Source organism: Pseudoxanthomonas sp. USHLN014 (assembly GCF_037153335.1).
Classification (GTDB): domain Bacteria; phylum Pseudomonadota; class Gammaproteobacteria; order Xanthomonadales; family Xanthomonadaceae; genus Pseudoxanthomonas_A; species Pseudoxanthomonas_A winnipegensis.
In genome coordinates this window covers 584,576-602,718 of record NZ_JBBCKO010000002.1, presented here as the reverse complement: position 1 = coordinate 602,718, position 18,143 = coordinate 584,576, and the positions used below count along the sequence as shown (strand labels likewise).

Annotated in this window: 17 protein-coding genes; 8 read left to right on the top strand and 9 right to left on the bottom strand. The window is 71.6% G+C overall.

All coding sequences use genetic code 11. The features are described from left to right. The first annotated feature begins 2 nt into the window (after positions 1–2). The 4 genes from WFQ05_RS06580 (at position 3) to WFQ05_RS06565 (ending at position 6,688) form a co-directional block, all read left to right on the top strand. On the top strand, positions 3–611 hold the full coding sequence (locus WFQ05_RS06580; RefSeq protein ID WP_337053174.1) for a hypothetical protein: 609 nt from the start codon (positions 3–5) through the stop codon (positions 609–611). Continuing rightward, a complete protein-coding gene (locus WFQ05_RS06575) occupies positions 604–3,081 on the top strand; it encodes a pyruvate, phosphate dikinase (protein WP_337053173.1) in 2,478 nt (825 codons plus the stop codon). Before WFQ05_RS06580 ends, WFQ05_RS06575 begins: the two co-directional genes overlap by 8 nt. Before the next feature lie 29 nt (positions 3,082–3,110). After that, complete coding sequence (locus WFQ05_RS06570) at positions 3,111–5,321, top strand: helix-turn-helix domain-containing protein (protein WP_337053172.1); 2,211 nt, start codon at positions 3,111–3,113, stop codon at positions 5,319–5,321. Positions 5,322–5,554: 233 nt separating this feature from the next. Then, positions 5,555–6,688, top strand: a complete 1,134-nt coding sequence (locus WFQ05_RS06565) for a porin (protein WP_130524120.1) — start codon at positions 5,555–5,557, stop codon at positions 6,686–6,688. Between the two features lie 165 nt (positions 6,689–6,853). Here WFQ05_RS06565 and WFQ05_RS06560 read toward each other — a convergent pair whose 3' ends face one another. After that, positions 6,854–7,780, bottom strand: coding sequence for a LysR family transcriptional regulator (locus WFQ05_RS06560; RefSeq protein ID WP_286575972.1), 927 nt, complete (start codon positions 7,778–7,780; stop codon positions 6,854–6,856). Between the two features lie 65 nt (positions 7,781–7,845). Between WFQ05_RS06560 and WFQ05_RS06555 the strand changes: the two genes are divergently transcribed. Continuing rightward, entirely contained in the window at positions 7,846–8,766 is a 921-nt protein-coding gene (locus WFQ05_RS06555) for a DMT family transporter (protein ID WP_337053171.1), read from the top strand. An 88-nt stretch (positions 8,767–8,854) separates the two neighbouring features. Here WFQ05_RS06555 and WFQ05_RS06550 read toward each other — a convergent pair whose 3' ends face one another. Further along, on the bottom strand, positions 8,855–9,241 hold the full coding sequence (locus WFQ05_RS06550) for a BON domain-containing protein (protein WP_130520400.1): 387 nt from the start codon (positions 9,239–9,241) through the stop codon (positions 8,855–8,857). Between the two features lie 115 nt (positions 9,242–9,356). After that, positions 9,357–10,187 carry a dimethylarginine dimethylaminohydrolase family protein gene (locus tag WFQ05_RS06545; protein WP_337053170.1) on the bottom strand — a complete coding sequence of 277 codons (831 nt, stop codon included), beginning with the start codon at positions 10,185–10,187 and terminating at the stop codon, positions 9,357–9,359. Between the two features lie 153 nt (positions 10,188–10,340). Between WFQ05_RS06545 and WFQ05_RS06540 the strand changes: the two genes are divergently transcribed. Further along, positions 10,341–10,772: an Lrp/AsnC family transcriptional regulator gene (locus WFQ05_RS06540; protein ID WP_130524115.1), complete on the top strand. Its 432-nt coding sequence runs from the start codon at positions 10,341–10,343 to the stop codon at positions 10,770–10,772. 3 nt (positions 10,773–10,775) lie between these two features. On the opposite strand, the gene WFQ05_RS06535 is transcribed toward WFQ05_RS06540, so the two are convergent. The 6 genes from WFQ05_RS06535 to WFQ05_RS06510 form a co-directional block, all read right to left on the bottom strand. Continuing rightward, the gene (locus tag WFQ05_RS06535; RefSeq protein WP_337053169.1) at positions 10,776–11,147 is read right to left on the bottom strand and encodes a hypothetical protein; all 372 of its coding nucleotides are present in this window, start codon (positions 11,145–11,147) and stop codon (positions 10,776–10,778) included. Positions 11,148–11,213: 66 nt separating this feature from the next. Continuing rightward, positions 11,214–11,912, bottom strand: coding sequence for a 2OG-Fe(II) oxygenase (locus tag WFQ05_RS06530; RefSeq protein WP_130524113.1), 699 nt, complete (start codon positions 11,910–11,912; stop codon positions 11,214–11,216). A gap of 20 nt (positions 11,913–11,932) precedes the next feature. Next, positions 11,933–13,525, bottom strand: coding sequence for an APC family permease (locus tag WFQ05_RS06525; RefSeq protein ID WP_337053168.1), 1,593 nt, complete (start codon positions 13,523–13,525; stop codon positions 11,933–11,935). Between the two features lie 113 nt (positions 13,526–13,638). Then, a complete protein-coding gene (locus tag WFQ05_RS06520) occupies positions 13,639–14,640 on the bottom strand; it encodes a class 1 fructose-bisphosphatase (protein ID WP_130524111.1) in 1,002 nt (333 codons plus the stop codon). 308 nt (positions 14,641–14,948) lie between these two features. Continuing rightward, positions 14,949–15,590 carry a response regulator transcription factor gene (locus tag WFQ05_RS06515; protein ID WP_337053167.1) on the bottom strand — a complete coding sequence of 214 codons (642 nt, stop codon included), beginning with the start codon at positions 15,588–15,590 and terminating at the stop codon, positions 14,949–14,951. Continuing rightward, a complete protein-coding gene (locus WFQ05_RS06510) occupies positions 15,587–16,777 on the bottom strand; it encodes a histidine kinase (protein WP_337053166.1) in 1,191 nt (396 codons plus the stop codon). Before WFQ05_RS06510 ends, WFQ05_RS06515 begins: the two co-directional genes overlap by 4 nt. A gap of 63 nt (positions 16,778–16,840) precedes the next feature. Between WFQ05_RS06510 and WFQ05_RS06505 the strand changes: the two genes are divergently transcribed. Both WFQ05_RS06505 and WFQ05_RS06500 read left to right on the top strand, forming a co-directional pair. Next, the gene (locus tag WFQ05_RS06505; protein WP_337053165.1) at positions 16,841–17,539 is read left to right on the top strand and encodes a CPBP family intramembrane glutamic endopeptidase; all 699 of its coding nucleotides are present in this window, start codon (positions 16,841–16,843) and stop codon (positions 17,537–17,539) included. Positions 17,540–17,557: 18 nt separating this feature from the next. Beyond that, a complete protein-coding gene (locus WFQ05_RS06500; protein WP_337053164.1) occupies positions 17,558–18,133 on the top strand; it encodes an isoprenylcysteine carboxylmethyltransferase family protein in 576 nt (191 codons plus the stop codon). Positions 18,134–18,143 lie beyond the last annotated feature (10 nt).

The following is an 18,143-nucleotide window of genomic DNA, read 5'->3' as shown; positions in this document are numbered from 1 at the left end:
CGATGCACGCGTTACCCGACATTCCCACCTCTGCCGCGTCGGTGCCCGACGCGGATCGCTTCGAGCTGCTCAACGCCATCTACCTGCGCAAGATGGCCACGGCCACCCACGTGGCCGAGGTCACCGGGCAGCCGCTGGCGTCGGTCGAGCAGGCGCTGACGCAGGAAGCGCAGGCCGAGGCGGTGCTGGGGATGGAAGGGTCCTGGCTGCTGATGGAACCCGGCACCGCCAAGGTGCTGGCGTTCTATCGGCAGACCTACGCGCCGCTGCGCGAGCAGGGCGACATCATCGCCTGGTACGAGCGTTTCGAGGCCACGCTCAATCCGCAGTTCATCAAGGCGGTCTCGGACTGGCAGACCTCCGGCGGCGATGCGCGCGCACAGGAGAAGATGACCAAGCTGGTCGAGCGCATGATCCGCGCGCTGGGCCAGGTCACCGACGACATCCCGCGCTACCAGCGCTATGCCGACCGCTTCGCCCGCGCGATGGCCAAGGCCGACCAGGGCCAGAGCGAGTTCGTGTGCCGGCCCACGGTCGATTCGATGCACAACATCTGGTTCGAGTTCCACGAGGATGTGCTGGCCGTGGTGGGGCGGCCGCGCGATGTCTGAGGCCGCCGTCATGCACACCGACGCCTTCGTCTGGGACGTCGCGGCGCTGGATGCCAGCGACAGCCGGCGCTTCGGCGGCAAGGCCACGGGCCTGGCGCGCATGGTCGCCGCCGGCATCCCGGTGCCGCCGGCCTTCGTGGTCAGCACCGACGCGTTCCGCGCCTTCGCCGAAGGCGGCCGGCGCCTGCCGCGCGGCCTGCATGCGCAGGTCGATCAGGCCGTGGCCGCGCTGGGCGAAACGCTGGGCCGCCGCTTCGGCGGTGGTGCCGGCGCGCAGCCGCTGCTGGTCTCGGTGCGCTCCGGCGCCCAGGTCAGCATGCCGGGCATGATGGACACCGTGCTCAATCTGGGCCTGGACGCGGCCGCGGCCGAATGGCTGATCGCCCAGGGCAGCGACCGGCGCTTCGTCATCGACACCTGGCTGCGCTTCTGGAAGATGTATTCGGAGATCGTGCTGGGGCTGGACGGCGAGGACTTCGTCGAGGCGCTGGCGCCGGTGCGCGCCCGGGCCGAGTCCGGCGCGCTCGACCTGGCCGCCCTGGAGCAGGCCGTGGTGACCTGGCTGGAGGAGCAGGGCGCCGAGAGCACCGCCACCGCACCGGCCGAGCAGCTGCGCGAGGCGATCGCCGCGGTCTTCCGTTCCTGGGACAGCCCGCGCGCCAAGGCCTACCGCGAGCACCACGGCATCGCGCACGACCTGGGCACTGCGGTGACCGTGCAGGCGATGGTGTTCGGCAACGCCGACGCGGACTCCGGCTCGGGCGTGGCGTTCTCGCGCAATCCCAACGACGGCACCCCCGCGCTGTACGGCGAATACCTGGTCGGCCGCCAGGGCGAGGACATCGTCTCCGGCGCGGCCACGCCGGTGGACCTGTCGCGCGACGAGCCGGGCTACGAGGAGCTGCGCCTTCGCCTGGACGGCTACGCGGACGTGCTGGAGGCGCTCTACCGCGACGCGGTGGATATCGAGTTCACCGTGCAGGCCGGCACGCTCTATCTGCTGCAGGTGCGCCCGGCCAAGCGTACCGCCGAGGCCGCCGTGCGCATCGCCGCCGACCTGGTCGAACAGGGCATGATCGACGCGGCCACCGCGGTGTCGCGGGTCAGCGCCGATCAGGTGCGCAAGCTGCTGCGGCCGGTGTTCGATCCGGCCCAGCTGGCCGCGGCCACGCCGATCGCGCGGGGCATCGGCTCCTCGCCGGGCCAGACCAGCGGCATCGCGGTGCTCGACTCGGACCGCGCCGCCGAACGCGCCGCGGCCGGCGAGAAGGTCGTGCTGCTGCGCCCGACCACCAGCCCGCTGGACATCCGCGGCATGCTCGCCGCCGAAGGCGTGCTGACCGCGCGCGGCGGCGCGCTGAGCCATGCCGCGGTGGTCTCGCGCGCGCTGGACAAGCCCTGCGTGGTCGGCTGCGAGGCGCTGGTCATCGACCCGGACGCGCGCACTTTCTCCACCGCCGGCCGCACCTGGCACGAAGGCGATGCCATCGCCATCGACGGCGGCAGCGGCGAGGTCTATGCGCAGGCCATCGCCCTGGCCGCGCCCGAGCAGGCCAGCGACGGGCTGGAGCGCCTGCTGCTGGCGGCCGAGGCGGCCAGCGGCGCGCAGGTCTGGAGCCAGGGCCTGGGCGCGAGCGCCGCACCCGGCCTGGGCGTGGTGTCGCTGACCGACATCGCCGGCAGCCTGGGCCGGCTGCAGGACATGGCCCAGCGCGTGCGCGATGTCGGCCGCGGCGGCGGCGCCCAGGCCGAACAGGCCCTGGCCGACATCGCCCAGGCGCTGGCCGCGCCGGCCCTGGCCGCGGCCGGGCAACGCCCGCTGCACGTGCGCATCCCGGTGGTCGCCTCGGCGCGCGCCCGGGTGCTGCTGCCGGACTGGGAGGAGTTCGACCCGCACCTGTTCCTGCCGATGGGCAACCCGGCCTATATCCGCGCCTGGCTCAGCGGCCTGGACGCGGCCGCGCGCGGGGCCGGGCGCCGCATCACCGTGCTGCTGGGCGGGCTGGTCGAGGACGGCGAATGGCGCCTGTTCCGCGAGGCGGCCGCGTCCTTCGCCGCGGTCGAGCCCGGCGTGCTGGTGCAGAACGTGGCCGCGCTGGAACAGGCCCCGGCCATGCTGGCCGGCGGCGCCCAGGTCTGGCTGGACATGGACGAGCTGGTGCATTCGGCCTATGGCTCGGTCTCGGTGCCCAACGTGGCCGGGGCGGTGCTGGATGCCTACGTGGCCCAGGGCGCGATCAGCGCGCGGCCGGACGCGCGGCTGCGCCCGTTCCTGCGCACGCTGGTGCAGGCGCTTGTGCAGGCCCGGGGGCACAATGGCGAACCGCTGGGCGCGGCCTGCGGCGCGCAGGTGCTGCCGGAGCTGGCCGGCGAACTGCTGCGCCTGGGCGTGCATCGCTTCAGCGTGCCGCATGAGCAGCGCGATCTGATCCGGCTGATGCTGGGTCAGCAGGCCACCGCCCAGGGCTGAGCCTGGCCTGGCAACCGAGGGAGGCGACGATGAGCAAGCCCGAGCTGAAAGTGGTGCGCCAGCGGACCCGGATGCCCCAGGCCGGCCAGGCCGGCGACATCGCGCGGCTGGACCTGTTCGCCCAGCGCCTGTCGGCGCTGCACGACAACGGGCTGCAGGCGGTGTTCGCCGAGGCCGAGCACAGCCTGGCCGAACTGGCCGGCGGGCGCAGCGGCCGCATCCTGCTGCAATCGGCGGTGGGCTGGCGCGACTGGCACCAGCTGGACGTGGCGCTGGATTCCCCGCGCGAGGAAGGCTGGCCTGCCGCGCCGCGCGACGCGCAGTCCGAGCCGACCCTGCAGGGCGATCGCCTCACCCTGCCGGTGCGCGCCGGCAGCATCGTGGCCTGGATCGAGGGCATCGCCACCGCACCGGACCTGCAGACCATGGCCCTGGCCGCGCGCTACGTCGACCTGGCCATCGCCATCGCCGAGCGCCACGAGAGCGCCGCGCGCAACGCCCACGAACTGCAGGTGCTGCAGGACGTGGCCACCCGCATCCTGCGCAGCGCCGACCTGGACGAGATCCTGCTGCTGGTCACCCACGAGACCAAGCGCCTGCTGGCCTCGGACATCTGCGGCGTGCTGATGCTGGAGGACGAGGAGCTGGTCATGCGCTGCAGCGTGGGCCACTTCTCGGTGGAGACGGCCAAGCTGCGCATGCACGCCGGCGTCGGCGTGGCCGGCCAGGCGTTGGCCACCGATGCGCCGTGCGGGGTGGAGAACTACATCGAGAGCGAGTCGATCAGCCAGGACTTCATGCCGCTGGCGCGGCTGGAGAAGGTGCGCTCGGCGCTGGCCGTGCCGATCCCCGCGCGCGAGGCGATCATCGGCGTGCTCGAGGTCTGGCGCCGCCGCCCCTCGCTGTACACCGAACAGGACCACGGCCTGCTGCTGGCCCTGTCCGGCCTGGCCGCGCTGGCCATCGACAACGCCCGGCTGCAGCAGTCGCGCGCACGCGCCGCCGCGCGCCTGGCCGAGGCCAACACCGAACTGGCCCAGCGCATCCGTGCCATCGAGGACTCGGCGCGTTTCCAGAAGCAGGTCGTCAACACCATGCTCGGCGGCGGCGCGCTGGCCGCGGTGGCCACCGAGACCGCCCAGCACACCGGCGGCACCATCATCGTGCTCGACCGCGACCTGGCCGTCGAAGTCGCCCGTCCCAGCCAGGGCGAGCGCGGCGAACGCCTGCTCGAAGGCGTGCGCCGCATCGTCGGCGACGTGGCCGGCACGCCGGAGAACGGCGTGCTCGAACCGCTGCAGGACGGCTACCTCTACGCCCAGCCGATCCTGGCCGGCGGCGAGATGCTGGGCTGGATCGCCTGGTACGGCGCTACCGAGCCGGTCGAGTCCACCCGCCTGGTGCTCAGCCACGTCTGCCTGGCCGTGGCCATGCACCTGCTGGAGCGGCGCAACATGGCCCGCGCCCGCGCCCAGACCCTGCAGGAAGTGCTGTGGGACCTGCTCGAGGGCAGCGACGAGGTGCGCGCCGCCGCGCTGGACCGCGCGCGCGAGCTGCGCGTGGCGCTCAAGGGCCCGGCCTGCGTGCTGCTGGCCACGCTCAACAGCGACAGCCTGGACCAGGAGGATCGCGACGCCCTGCTCGAGGCCGTGCAGCAGAGCGAACTGGGCCGCGCCAGCCTGCTGCACGGCGTGCGCGGCAACCAGCTGCGCATGCTGTGTCGCGCCGGCGACACCGGCCGCCTGCGCGTGCTGGCGCTGCGCATGATCGGCGAGGTCACCGCGCGCGTGCCGCACCTGTCGCTGGCCGCAGGCCTCAGCGGCCCGTGCGCGGACATGCGCGAGCTGCCCTCGCATCTGCGCGAGGCCTCCATCGCGCTGGAAGTGGCGCGCTACCGCCGCAACGGCGCGGTCGCCGCCTACAGCGAGAGCGGCGTGCTCGGCCTGCTGATCAACCTGCGCAGCGAGGCCGACGTGCGTCGGGTCACGCGCGAGATCCTCGGCGAGCTGATGGCCGAACCCGACGCCTCGCGGCAGATGCTGCTGGGCACGCTGCGCACTTTCTTCGAATGCGACTGCTCGCAGGCGGCCACCGCGCTGTCGCTGGGCACCCACCAGAAAACCATCGCCTACCGCCTGTCCAAGATCGGCCGCCTGACCGGGCTGAAGCTGGCCCGGCATCAGGACCGATTGCTGGCCGATATCGGCACCCGGCTCTACTTCATGCTCGAAATGGAATGACCGCCGCGCCCACGCGCCGCTGACCGCGCGCGGGCCACCACATCCCGCCCACCCATGCCCGGCCCGCCCACGCGGCAGGCCGCAGAGGAGGTCTTTGCGTCCCGCGCACGCGGGGCGGCCCCGCGTTGCGTCCGCGCCTGCGCGCCGGACGACACCCCGCCCCCCACACGTCCTGGTCCGGCCCTGGCGCCGGTGCCACGGGATCGCTTTGCCCATCTTCCGGAGAGAACGCGATGTACAGCAGAACCGCATGCGCCCTGACCACCCTGCTGGCCGGCCTGTCGGCCGCCCCGCTGGCCCACGCCCAGCAAGAAGACGCCTCCGCCCTCAAATGGAGCGACGGCAAGGCCAGCGTCACCTTCTACGGCACCCTGGATATCGGCTATGTCGGCCGCGGCGGCGGCAACGGTCTGGTGCCCGACAACGGCACCGAACACGACATCCAGAGCGCGGCCGGCTCCGACGGCAGCCGCGTCGGCCTGAAGCTGGCCTACGCGCTCAACGACAGCGTCACCCTGATCGGCGAGTCCGAGCTGGGCATCAACTACACCGGGCAGCACGACTATGGCAGCGGCGGCGACACCTACTGGAACCGCCACACCTGGCTGGGCGCGACCGGCAAGTGGGGCACGCTGCTGGCCGGCAAGATCGACGGCGGCCGCGCCTCGGTGCTCAAGGCCTTCGACCCGTTCCAGGGCCGCTCGGTCGCCGCCGGCGGCGCCCTGCAGGTGGTGACCTCGCGCGCCGAGGAGGCCGTGGCCTACGTCACGCCCAGCTGGAAGGGCCTCAACGCCACCTTGGCCTACACGCCCAACCTCAACGGCGTCAGCGACCACGACGCGCGCAGCCCGGTGTATGCGGTGATCCTGGCCTACAAGCAGGGCCCGCTGAGCCTGACCTGGGACCACGAGGAAGAGTGGTGGAACCGCGTGCCCGGCCTGACCCGGCTCAAGGTCAACGTGGCCGCGGCCAGCTACGACTTCGGGCCGCTCAAGCTGTGGGCCTACCGCGACCGCACCACGGTGGAATCGCCGGTGTCGCCGGCGCTGGGCTTCTACGACGACCACACCGGCTACCTGTTCGGCGTGACCGTGCCGATGGGCGAGAAGGGGCTGTGGAAGGCGTCCTGGAACAGGCGCGATTCCGCCGCAGTGGACAACGTCTGCAGCAAGTGGGGCATCGGCTACCAGCACACGCTGGACAAGCGCACCTACCTCTATGCCGACTACGCCCACATCCGCAACGACCGCAACGGCACCTGCACCATCGCCTACAGCAACGAGGCGACCTCGGCCGACCAGGGCGCGGGCGATGCCGGCGGCTACGGCGTCAACGGCGTGGATTTCGGTCTGGTCTTCAGTTTCTAGGATCACGGCGCGGGCGAAGGACTGCCCGCGCTGCTTTCCTCCTTGGCCTCGGTGTGCAGCTGTGGCCGGGCGGTCTGCCGCCAGCTGGTTCGGCGGGCCGCTTGGGCGTGCTCGGGCTGCCGGAGGCGCAGGCCGGCGCGGCATTCAGGACGCCAAGGGCGTGCCTCAGGACGCGGCCAGGCCGGCGGCCAGGTGGTCGATCCAGGCGCGTGCGCGCGCCGGCAGGAAGCGGTTGGGCGGGTACAGCAGCCAGGCCGTGCCGGAGTAGGCCGTGACGTGGCGCCAGCCGGTCAGCACCGGCACCAGCGTGCCGGCCTCCAGCGCGGGGCGGGCGGTGAAGCCGGGCAGGGAGGCGATGCCCAGATCCGCCAAGGCCGCTTCGCGCCGCATCTCGGAGTGGTTGGCCTGGTAGCGGCCGCGCACCGCCACGCTGGCGCTGGCCGCCTCGCCGCCGCCGGCGCGCTCGAAGCGCCAGTGCCGGTCGCGCTCGTCCTCGCCCAGCACGATGCAGTCGTGCTGCGCCAACTCGCGCGGATGCTCCGGCAGGCCGCGCCGCGCCAGGTAGGCCGGGCTGGCGCAGACCAGGTGCTCGACGGTCTCCAGCGGCCGGCCCGCCAACCCCGGCGGCGGGGTGTCGGTGATGCGCACGGCCAGGTCGATGTCCTCGGCGAACAGGTCCACCGTGCGGTCGGTCACCACCAGCTGCAGGTCCACCTGCGGGTGCGCGGCCAGGAAGGCCGGCACCAGCGGATGGATGCGCAGCCGGCCATAGGCCTTGGGCGCGCTCATGCGCACCAGCCCGCGCGGCGCGCCGTCGGCATCGCCGGCCAGCGAGAACACCTCGCGCGCGGCGCTTTCCAGCTGCTGGCAGCGGGCATGGGCGGCGCGTCCGGCCTCGGTCAGGCGCAGCTGGCGCGTGGAGCGCTCCAGCAGGCGCACGCGCAGCGCGCGTTCCAGCCGCGCGACCTGCCGGCTCACGGCCGAGGGCGTCAGCCCCAGCCCGCGCGCTGCGGCGGAGAAGCTGCCGGCCGCCACCACGCGTGCGAACACCGCCATGTCGGACAGGCTGTCGAGGGCCTCATTCGTGCGCATGGGGAACAGAACCTGTGCTGGAGCGGCGGATTATCGCGGCAGGATCGCGAATATACGCTGCGCCCATGTCCACTTCCGCTCCCACCCTCGCATCCTCGCCCTCGCCAGCCGCGCCCAGGCTGCTGCGTGCCGCCGACGCCGCCCTGCTGCTGGTCGCCATCGTCTGGGGCACCAGCTACGGCGTGGCCAAGGGCGCGCTGGCGTTCTACCCCGTGCTGGGCTTTTTGGCCGTGCGCTTCCTGCTGACCACCGCGCTGCTGGCGCCGGCGTGTCTGCGCGCCACCCCGGCGCAGTGGCGCGGCGCCGTGCGCGCCGGTCTGCCGCTGGGCGGGCTGCTGCTGGCGATCTTCCTGTGCGAGACCTACGGCGTGGCGCACACCCAGGCCAGCCACGCGGCCTTCCTCATCAGCCTGTGCGTGGTGTTCACGCCGTTCGCCGAATGGGCATTGCTGGGCCGGCGGCCGGCCGCGGTGGTGGTGGCCTGTGCGGCGGTCTCCCTGGCCGGCGCCGCCCTGCTCGCCGGCGGCCCGCGGATGCACTGGGGCTGGGGCGATGCGCTGATGCTGGCCGCCGCCGTGCTGCGGGCGGTCACGGCCTGTGCCACCAGCGGGCTCACGCGCCGGCATGCGCAGGCACCGATGCTGCTGCTGACCGCCGTGCAGTCCGCCGTGGTCGGCACCGGCTGCCTGGCGCTGGCGTGGGTCCTGCTGCCCGCCGGCCTGCCCGCACTGCCGCAGGCCGGCGCCTTCTGGTGGGCCTGTCTCTACCTGGCGCTGGGCTGCACGGTGTTCGCCCTGGTGGCGCAGAACTGGGCGCTGCGCCGCGGCACGCCCAGCCGCGTGGGCCTGCTGATGGGCACCGAGCCGGTATGGGGCGCGCTGTTCGCGGTGGTGTGGCTGGGCGAACGGCTCACCCTGGCCGGCTGGCTGGGCGGTGTGCTGATCGTCGGCGCGGCGCTGTGGACGCTGCGCAGCGGGAAAGCATGAACGGCTCGAATCGCGCGTCCCAGTGCAGCTGCACAAAAAAGACGGCGCCGAAAGGCGCCGTCCTTTGTCCGAAGCTGATGGACGCGGCTTACTTCTTGGTCGCCGCGACGACCTTCAGCTTGGTCGCGTTGACGCTCTTGACGCCTTCGATGGCCTTGGCCTTGGCAACGGTGCGGTCCTTCTCGGCCTTGGTGGCGGTGGTGCCGCTCAGCCAGACCACGCCGTCCTTGGTCTCCACCGACACGTCGGTGCCCGAGACGCCCTTGCTGGCCAGCAGATCGGCCTTGACCTTGGTGGTGATCCAGGTGTCGGTGCCCGGCTGGTCGGACTTGTCCGGCGGCATGGCGTCGCTGTGCTGCATGCCGGCGTGGTCCATCGGCTTGTCGGTCTGCGCGCTCTGCGCCCAGACCGGAGCCGACAGGCTCACGGTGAGCAGGGTGGCGATGGCGAGCGAAGTACGGTTGCGGAGTTTCATGGCGCGCTCCTTAGTTGGCGCTTTGGTGTGGCGCCACGGTGCACGCCCCCGCATTCAACGCCAGTGACTGAAAGCGCTTGCGCTTCGTCGCGCCGCCTGAACGCGCCGGGCAGGTCTAGTTCAGCCCCGGCTCGTCCAGCCGCAGCGTCAGGCACTTGGCCGAGCCGCCGGCCTTGAGGAACTCATCCAGCGGTGTCTCCCGCACGCGATAGCCGTGCGCGGCCAGCGCCTGGCGCAGCGCGGAACTGGCGCGGTTGAGGATCACCACGTTATCCAGGTTGACCGCGTTGCAGGCGAAGGCCAGCGCGTCTTCCTCGGACACCGCGATGCGCTTGTCTTCCGGCACGCGTGCGGCGATGGCCGCCTGTGCGGTCTCGTCGAAGGCCGCGGGGAAGTACAGCAGCTCGCCGCCGGACAGCGGGCACAGGCAGGTGTCCAGGTGATAGAAGCGCGGGTCGACCAGCCGCAGCGGCACCACCTCGAGGCCCAGCCGTTCCTGCAGCGCGGCGGCGGCGCGCGCATCGCTGCGGTGGCCATAGCCGAACCATAGCCGCGGCGCGGCGCGATCGAGCAGCGCATCGCCAGCGCCTTCGAACTCGATCCCGTCCAGCAGGTCCACCGCGAAGCGCGCCCCGGCGAACCACTGGGTGAAATGCGGCTCCTCGCCGGCGCGCTCGGCATGGCGGAAGCGGCTGGGCACGGCCAGGTCGCGGTAGACCAGCCCGGCGTTGGCGGTGAACACCATATCCGGCAGGCCCGGCACGTGCGGGATCAGTTCCACGTCGGCCGCATCGGCCACCAAGGCGTGCAGGTTCTCCCACTGGCGCTGCGCGCGGCCGCGGTCGGCCTGGTCGCGGTTGCCGGTCATCCAGGGGTTGATGTCGTAGTCCACCGAGAAGTGCGTGGGCGGGCACATCAGCACGCGCGGGCGGGGCGAGGTCGACATGGGCAAGCGTCTCGTGATTGGCGTTGTGGCATCCTAGGCCGCGCGCAAACCAGCAAGAAGCGCGCAGATCGCCAGTGTTTGCAGGATTTCTGTCAAATCGATGACAGACGCTGGCGAATCGCCAGACTTCCATTCGCCTTCCGGAGGCCCGCCATGGCCGAAGCCCTCGACGCCCTGGACCAGGATCTCATCGCCTTGTTACGGGCCGACAGCCGCACGCCCGCCGCGCTGCTGGCCAAGCAGCTCAAGGTCTCGCGCAGCACCGTGCAGAACCGCATCACCCGCCTGCAGCGCAGCGGCCTGCTGCTGGGCTTCACCATCCGCCTGGCCAACGAGGACGGCCTGCACGGCGTGCGTGCCATCACCCAGATCGAAGTCCGCGGCGGCGCCACCGACAAGGTCGTGGCCGCCCTGCGCCGCCTGCCGGAGGTGGTGAGCGTGTATTCCACCAACGGCCGCTGGGACCTGGTGGCCGAGGTGCGCACCGACGACCTGGCCGGCTTCGACCAGGCCCTGCGCCGCCTGCGCGACATCGAAGGCATCGCCGCCTCCGAGACCAGCCTGCTGCTGGCCGAACAGCGCTAAGCCCTAGCTCGTCGCGCGGCGCCGCAGATGCGCCAGCTTGCGGGCTTTGCGCCCTGCGGCACGCAGCAGCGCGCGTCGCGTCCGGATCCGGCCCACGAGTTGCCAGACGAGCAGACCGACGAACAGCACGACCAGCGCCGCTTCGCCGCTGTGAGCCAAGGTCTGCAGCAGCACCGTCGCCGAAACCACGGCGCCCAGGCCGATCCACGACCAGCGCGCGCCACGCAGCTCCTGCTGCAAGGCATCAGCGGCCATCTCGCGCACCAGCGGCGCCGGCAGCTGCAGGCGCGCGACGAGCTGTGCGATCAGCTCGCGTCGCCAGCGCGGCAGGTCGGCTGCGCGGAGGTGAGGGGTCGGGAAGGGAGGGGCGTCCATGTCCGACTCGTGCGTCAGGGAGGCCCTCAGGATAGCGGCGTGATGCGCCTTTGGCGCCCGCCGGCCCTAGCCGCCGTAGAGCTTGGTCGCGGGCTGGAACAGCACCCAGCTGGTGGCGATGTACTTGTCGCCGCCCTGCGGACGGTTGCCGCGGTGGGTGTGGGTGAAGGCGGCCGGGGCGATCAGCAGGCTGCCGGTGCGCGGGGCGATCTTGCGCTGCTGGTGGAAGAACTCGGTCTCGCCGGCCTGGAAGCCATCGTTGAGGTACAGCGTCCACAGCAGGTGGCGGTGCAGGGTCTCGGCCTGCTTGTCCTTCGGGTACAGCTCACAGTGCCAATAGGGGTAGCCGCCTTCGCCGGCGCGGTAGCGCTGCAGGTTGATCCGCCCGGGGCGGAACACCGCCGTCATCAGGTCGGACAGGGTGGCGTCGTCGATCGTCTCCAGGTCTTCGTAGCCGATGCGCCGCGCGCTGCCGCCCTGCGGGGTGTACTGCAGCATCACCGGCGCGATCAGCGCGAAGGGATAGGTGCGCAGGTATTCCTTGAGCCCGGCGAACACCGCCTGGTTGAGCGCCTGCTCCACGTCGGCCCAGCCGTGCTGGCCGCTGATGGCGATGTCGCTGGAGCGCTTGAGCTCGGGGAAGTGGCCGCCGCCGACCCGGCCCGGCGCTTCCTGGCCGCTGGCTTCGAAGCGGGCGACGATGGCGGCGCAGGTGTCGGCGGGGACGGCCCCGTCGATCACCGCGATGAGATCCTGTTCGTGCATGGCCTGCACGATAGCAGCGCTCAGCGGCTGGTGGCCTCGCCCAGCGCCGGGGTGCGCCAGCCGGCGCGCACGCCCCACAGGTAGAACACCACGCCCACCACCGCCACCACGGCCAGGTCCATGCCGTAGCTCAGGTAGCCGTGGCCGCCGAAGGTGGTGCTGCCGCCCCAGGACAGCAGCGCCACCGCCGGCAGGTAGGTCAGCAGCCAGGCCGCGCCGCGCAGCTGGCGGCGCAGGTCCGGCCAGCCGCGGCGGTGCTGCGACCAGGCGTAGACCGGCAGGGCCACGGCCATCAGCAGGATGATCTCCCCGGTCAGCGGCCAGCGCGCCCAGTACAGCAGCTCGGTGGCCATGACGAAGGCCACGCCGGCCAGCAGCGGCAGGCCGGGCAGGCGCAGCGGACGCGGCAGGTCCGGCGCGCTGCGGCGCAGCGCCATCGCGCTGACCGGACCGGTGAGGTAGGAGATGATCGTCGCCACCGAGATCACCGCCGCCAGCGTGCCCCAGCCGCGGAAGAAGAACAGGAACAGGTAGGACACCACCAGGTTCAGCCACATCGCCGGGCGCGGCACGCCCCAGCGCGGATGCAGCCGGCCCAGCAGCGCCGGCAGGGTGCCGTTGCGCTCCATGCCGTAGATCATGCGCGAGGTGGTGGCGGTGTAGGTGATGCCGGTGCCCGAGGGGCTGATGAAGGCATCGGCGTAGAGCAGCATCGCCAGCCAGTGCAGGTTGACGATGATCGCCAGCTCGGCGAACGGCGAGCGGAAGTCGATGCCGTGCCAGCCGGCCTTGGCCAGCAGGTCCGGCGGCACCGCGCCCAGGTAGGCCACCTGCAGGATCAGGTAGATCACCGTGGCCAGCGCGATCGAGCCGAGCACGGCGAAGGGGATGCTGCGGCCCGGGTTGCGCGCCTCGCCGGCCAGGTTCACCGGGCTCTGGAAGCCGTTGAAGCTGAACACGATGCCGGCCGTGGCCACCGCGGTCAGCACCGCCGCCAGGTCCAGCGTGTCGCGCCCGCCGTGCACGCCGACCGAGAAGTTCTCCTGGTGGAAGCCGCTGGCGATCAGCGCCACGCCGGTGGCCGCCGGCACCACCAGCTTGAACACGGTGATGGCCGTGTTGGAGTGGGCGAAGAGCTTGACGCTCCAGAAGTTGAGGAAGAAGTACACCAGCACCAGCGCGGCGGCGATCAGCAGCCCGGGCTCGGCCAGCTCGCCCTGGCCGTTGGGCAGATGCATGTAGAGCGCCTGCGCCCAGGGATAGGGCCAGGACGCCATGTACTGAACCGAGGCCTCGGCCTCGACCGGGATCACCGAGACGATGGCGATCCAGTTGGCCCAGCCGGCGATGAAGCCCACCAGGGCGCCGTGCGAATAGTGGCTGTAGCGCACCATGCCGCCGGATTCGGGGAACATCGCGCCCAGCTCGGCGTAGGTCAGGGCGATGGTGGTGATGATCGCCGCGCCGAACACCCAGGCCCAGATCGCGCCCGGACCGGCCAGGCCCGCCGCGCGCCAGGCGCCGAACAGCCAGCCCGAGCCGATGATCGAGCCCAGGCCGGTGAGCATGAGCGCGAAGGGGCCGACATCGCGGCGCGGGGAAGCTGAAGCCATGGGACCAACACCTGTTCGGACGCCGCCTGGACGCGGCCGGAAGCCCGGGATTGTCTCAGGAAGCTGACGCCGACGTCAGGTGGCGGTCATCCGCGGCCCGCGGCGCAAGGCTCTCAGTCGGCGTGATAGCGCTCGGCCGCCTCGACTTCCTCGCGCGAGCCGATGAACACCGGCACGCGCTGGTGCAGCTGTTCGGGCTGCAGGTCCAGGATGCGGGCGCGGCCGGTGCTGGCCAGGCCGCCGGCCTGCTCGATCAGCAGGCCCATCGGGTTGGCCTCGTACATCAGGCGCAGCTTGCCGGCCTTGGACGGGTCCTTGAGGTCGCGCGGATAGATGAAGATCCCGCCGCGGGTCAGGATGCGATGCACGTCGGCCACCATCGAGGCGATCCAGCGCATGTTGAAGTCCTTGCCGCGCGGACCATCCTGGCCGGCCAGCAGGTCGGCCACGTAGGCCTGCATCTGCGGCTCCCAGTGGCGCTGGTTGGACATGTTGACGGCGAACTCGGCGGTCTGCGCGGGCACCTGCATGCGCGGCTGGGTCAGCACGAACAGGCCCTGCTCGCGATCCAGGGTGAAGCCGTGGGTGCCGTGGCCGGTGGTCAGCACGAGCATGGTCTGCGGCCCGTAGATGCAGTAGCCGGCGGCGACCTGGTCGCGGCCGGGCTGCAGGAAGTCGGCGTCGGTGGGCGATTCGACATGATCCTTCGGGCAGCGCAGCACCGAGAAGATGGTGCCCACCGAGACGTTGACGTCGATGTTGGAGCTGCCGTCCAGCGGGTCGAACAGCAGCAGGAACTCGCCGTGCGGATACTCGTCCGGCACCGGCATGGCATGGTCCATCTCCTCCGAGGCGCAGGCGGCCAGGTGGCCGCCCCAGGCGTTGGCTTCCAGCAGGATGTCGTTGCTGATCACGTCCAGCTTCTTCTGCGCCTCGCCCTGCACGTTGCCGGTGCCGGCCTCGCCCAGCACACCGCCCAGCGCGCCCTTGCTCACCGCCACCGAGATGCTGGTGCAGGCGCGCACGACGACGGAAATCAGCTGGCGCAGTTCGGCGCTGATACGGCCGGCGCGCTGTTCTTCGACCAGGTAGCGGGTCAGGGTGACGGGCTGCATCGTGGTGGGGACCTTCGGGCGACGTGGGGCCGGCATTGTCGCCGCAATCGTGTGACCGCGGATATGTCAGCGACGGATCTCGTCGTCTGGCGACGCACCCGCCGTCGCTCTTGCCCCCTCCCTTTCGCGCAGCGAAGGGGAGGGCTGGGGAGGGGTTGGCCTTTGCTGTTGGGGTTGGTGTTGCTGTTGCATCTTGCCGCAGGTAACAGCGACAGCAAAAGCAAAGAGCAAAAGCCAAGCCCTCCCCTGCTTCGCAAGGGAGGGGGCAGAAGCGGTACTTGCCGATCTCTCTGACGCCCGATGCAGCCTCAAATCACCCGCAGCGTGATCGCCTTGAGCACCGCCCGGGTGCGGTCGCGCGTGCCGAGCTTGTCCAGGATCACCGAGACGTAGTTCTTCACCGTGCCTTCGGCCAGGAACAGCGTGCGCGCGATCTCCTTGTTGGAATACCCGCCGGCCAGCAGCCGCAGGATCGCCACCTCGCGCTCGTTGAACGGCTCGCGCGGGGCGTCCTGCTCGCGGTAGGCATAGCGCGCGCGCACCGGCTCGGTGCTGACCGGCTGCAGCAGCGTGTCGCCGCCGGCCACGCGCACAATGGCATCGCGCAGATCCTCCGGCGCGGCGTCCTTGAGCAGGAAGCCCTGCGCACCGGCCTCGGTCGCGCGCAGCAGCAGGTCGGCATCGTCGAAGGTGGTCAGCAGCAGCAGCGGGGTGGTATCGCCGGCCGCGCGCAGCCGGGTCAGCGCCTCGATGCCGTCCACCCCGGGCATGCGGATGTCGCTGAGCACCACGTCCACCGGCTGGGCGGCCAGGCGCTCGATCAGCTCGGCGCCATCGCTGACCTCGAACGCCACCGCGATGCCCTGCTGCTGCAACAGCGCGCGCAGGCCGGCGCGCACCAGCGCCTGATCGTCAGCCAACGCGACAGTGATGGAAGCGGAGGGGCTCATGCGGGAATCCTGGCGGTCAGGCGCAGCGCGCCGTGGGGGTTGAGATCGATGTCCAGGCGGCCGCGCGCGGCGGCGATGCGCTCGCGCATGCCGGACAGGCCGTTGCCTTCGCGCAGGCGCGCGGCGCGCTGGCCGTTGTCCTCGATGCGCAGCAGCAGCGCCTCGCCTTCGCGCGTCAGGCGCACGTGCAGCGTGTCGGCATCGGTGTGGCGGGCGGTGTTGGTCAGGGCCTCCTGCACCACGCGCAGCAGGGTCTCGGCCAGCGCCGGGTCGGTGACGGTGGCGTCGGCGGCGATGTCCAGCGCCAGCGCCGGGCGCGGCAGCGGCGCGGCCAGCGCGCGCAGCGCGGTATGCAGGTCCAGCCCGCGCGTGTCGCGCAGGGCCTGGACCACGCTGCGGATGTCGTCGAGCAGCTCGCTGGACAGCTGCTGGGCGATGCGCACCTCGCTGCGTTCGGCCAAGGCGGGGTCGCCCGCCAGCGCACGCAGGTTGAGCTTCATCGCGGTGAGCTTGTGCCCGGCCACGTCGTGCAGCTCGCGCGCCACGCGCAGGCGCTCGGCGTCGCGCGCGCTGTCGGCCAGCAGCGCGCGCGTGGCCAGCAGGTCGGCATTGACCAGGGCCAGCGCGTCGCGCGTGCGTTCGGCATTGCGCGCGTAATAGGCCACCAGCGCCGAGAACGCCTGGAAGCTGGCGTAGATGACCACCATCAGCCACTGCCGCCTGACGCCCACCGCATCCAGCGTCAGGTACAGGCCCACATTGATCGCCACGCCAAAGGCCAGCACCACCGCCGGCCGCCAGCACATGGCCGCATGCGCCACCAGCATCACCAGCAGCACCGGCGCGGTGCCGGCGCGCGGTTCCAGGTACACCAGCCACAGCGCCAGCGCCGCCTGCACGCACAGCGCCGCATCGCGCAGGACCGCGTGGCCCTTGATCCAGTCGTAGGCGATGAACAGCCCGGCGAAGCCGCCCAGCAACCACCAGCGCAGCACGCCGCCGTCGGCCTCGAAGCCGAACGACAGCGTCACCGCGGCGATGGTGATCAGGCCGGCGATGTTGAGGGGCTCGAAGAACTCGCGCAGGGTCGGTCGCATGGACCGATGCTCGCCCGCCCCCGCGCCACCGGCAATGGGCCGGCGACAAGTCGTGACTTCCGGCAGGTCCTGGTCATGACGACCGGCCATGCCCTGGATCCGATTTGCGGCCGATGCTGGGTCCTCCTCTCGCAGACCGCCCCGGTGTCTCACATGGCGACCGCCATGCCTCGCCCAACCATGCCGACCGCATCGATGGTCTACGTCCTGCTGGGTTTTCCGCTAGGGTCGTTCCTGGTGTCGCTGCTGCTGTTGCAGCGGCCGGCGATGGAGGCCGCGCATTGGGATGCGCAGGCGGTCGTCTTCTCCGTCGCCGCCTGCTGGTACGCGGTGCAGATCGCGCTGTTGCGGGTGATCCTGGGGAAGGCGGGCTGGTCCTGGCGCGACATCGGCTGGGCACTCGGCCGGCGCGCCACGGCCTGGCTGATCGCGGCATACCTGGTGTGCGCGTTCGCGCTGGTAGGCGGCGTGGAGTGGGCGCTGAGGCATGGTCCCGCGGTGGATCCGGCGCAGTTGTCCGATCTGGCGAACCTGGCGCCGCGCACATGGCAGGCGCGACTGATCTACGTCGTGATGGGGCTGCTGGGAGGTCTGTGCGAGGAGCTGGTGTATCGCGGCTTCGCGCTACGGGGCCTGCGTCGCCGCGGTGTGGGGATCGCGGTTGCGTGCGTGCTGGCCTCGCTGGCGTTCGTTGCGCAGCATGGGCTGAAGTCCGTCAGCCAGTTCGGCTGGTTCTTCACCTGGGGTCTGGTGTTCTGCGCGCTGTTTCTGATCTGCAGGCGACTGTGGCCGGGGCTCATCCTGCACTGGCTGGTCATTCTGTCAGCACTGCCCGCCGTTCTAGCCCACTGACCGAAGGAGAATCAGACGATGAGGCTCGACCTGCCGCAGCTGCTGTTCTGGATCGCCTGCGCCGCGTGGTGGGCGGTGGAAGTGTTCATCAGCCACCGGCGCCGCAGCCAGGACGATCCGGCGCGCGATGCCGGCACGCTGCGCATGCTGTGGACGGTGCTGTATGCGGCGATCTTCGTCGGCGTGGTGCTGAGCGTGCTGGGCATCGGCCGCTGGCCGCCGGACTGGCGCGTGCCGCTGCTGTGGACCGGCACGGCGATGGTGGTCGGCGGGCTGGCGTTCCGGCTGTGGGCGATCGCGGTGCTGGGGCGGCAGTTCACCGTGGACGTCGGCATCCAGCCTGGCCATGCGCTGATCACCGCCGGGCCGTATCGCTGGCTGCGCCATCCGTCCTACACCGGCGCGCTGGCGTGCTTCTACGGCCTGGGCGTGGGCCTGGGCAGCTGGGCCTCGCTGGCGGTGATCGCGCTGGCGGCGACGGCGGCCTTCGCCCGCCGCATGCGGGTGGAGGAAGCGGTGCTGGCCCAGGCCTTCGGCGCGGCCTGGGACGCGCACGCCCGCCGGACGTGGAAGGTGTGGCCCGGAGTATGGTGATTGGTCGGAC

Bases quoted from the DNA above. Each gene is read 5' to 3' on its own strand.
- WFQ05_RS06560 (WP_286575972.1), bottom strand. From the start codon at position 7,780: ATGCGCACGAATGAGGCCCTCGACAGCCTGTCCGACATGGCGGTGTTC.
- WFQ05_RS06580 (WP_337053174.1), top strand. From the start codon at position 3: ATGCACGCGTTACCCGACATTCCCACCTCTGCCGCGTCGGTGCCCGAC.
- WFQ05_RS06530 (WP_130524113.1), bottom strand. From the start codon at position 11,912: ATGCACGAACAGGATCTCATCGCGGTGATCGACGGGGCCGTCCCCGCC.
- WFQ05_RS06575 (WP_337053173.1), top strand. From the start codon at position 604: ATGTCTGAGGCCGCCGTCATGCACACCGACGCCTTCGTCTGGGACGTC.
- WFQ05_RS06505 (WP_337053165.1), top strand. From the start codon at position 16,841: ATGGCGACCGCCATGCCTCGCCCAACCATGCCGACCGCATCGATGGTC.
- WFQ05_RS06510 (WP_337053166.1), bottom strand. From the start codon at position 16,777: ATGGCCGGTCGTCATGACCAGGACCTGCCGGAAGTCACGACTTGTCGC.
- WFQ05_RS06555 (WP_337053171.1), top strand. From the start codon at position 7,846: ATGTCCACTTCCGCTCCCACCCTCGCATCCTCGCCCTCGCCAGCCGCG.
- WFQ05_RS06515 (WP_337053167.1), bottom strand. From the start codon at position 15,590: ATGAGCCCCTCCGCTTCCATCACTGTCGCGTTGGCTGACGATCAGGCG.
- WFQ05_RS06520 (WP_130524111.1), bottom strand. From the start codon at position 14,640: ATGCAGCCCGTCACCCTGACCCGCTACCTGGTCGAAGAACAGCGCGCC.
- WFQ05_RS06525 (WP_337053168.1), bottom strand. From the start codon at position 13,525: ATGGCTTCAGCTTCCCCGCGCCGCGATGTCGGCCCCTTCGCGCTCATG.
- WFQ05_RS06545 (WP_337053170.1), bottom strand. From the start codon at position 10,187: ATGTCGACCTCGCCCCGCCCGCGCGTGCTGATGTGCCCGCCCACGCAC.
- WFQ05_RS06550 (WP_130520400.1), bottom strand. From the start codon at position 9,241: ATGAAACTCCGCAACCGTACTTCGCTCGCCATCGCCACCCTGCTCACC.
- WFQ05_RS06535 (WP_337053169.1), bottom strand. From the start codon at position 11,147: ATGGACGCCCCTCCCTTCCCGACCCCTCACCTCCGCGCAGCCGACCTG.
- WFQ05_RS06500 (WP_337053164.1), top strand. From the start codon at position 17,558: ATGAGGCTCGACCTGCCGCAGCTGCTGTTCTGGATCGCCTGCGCCGCG.
- WFQ05_RS06570 (WP_337053172.1), top strand. From the start codon at position 3,111: ATGAGCAAGCCCGAGCTGAAAGTGGTGCGCCAGCGGACCCGGATGCCC.
- WFQ05_RS06565 (WP_130524120.1), top strand. From the start codon at position 5,555: ATGTACAGCAGAACCGCATGCGCCCTGACCACCCTGCTGGCCGGCCTG.
- WFQ05_RS06540 (WP_130524115.1), top strand. From the start codon at position 10,341: ATGGCCGAAGCCCTCGACGCCCTGGACCAGGATCTCATCGCCTTGTTA.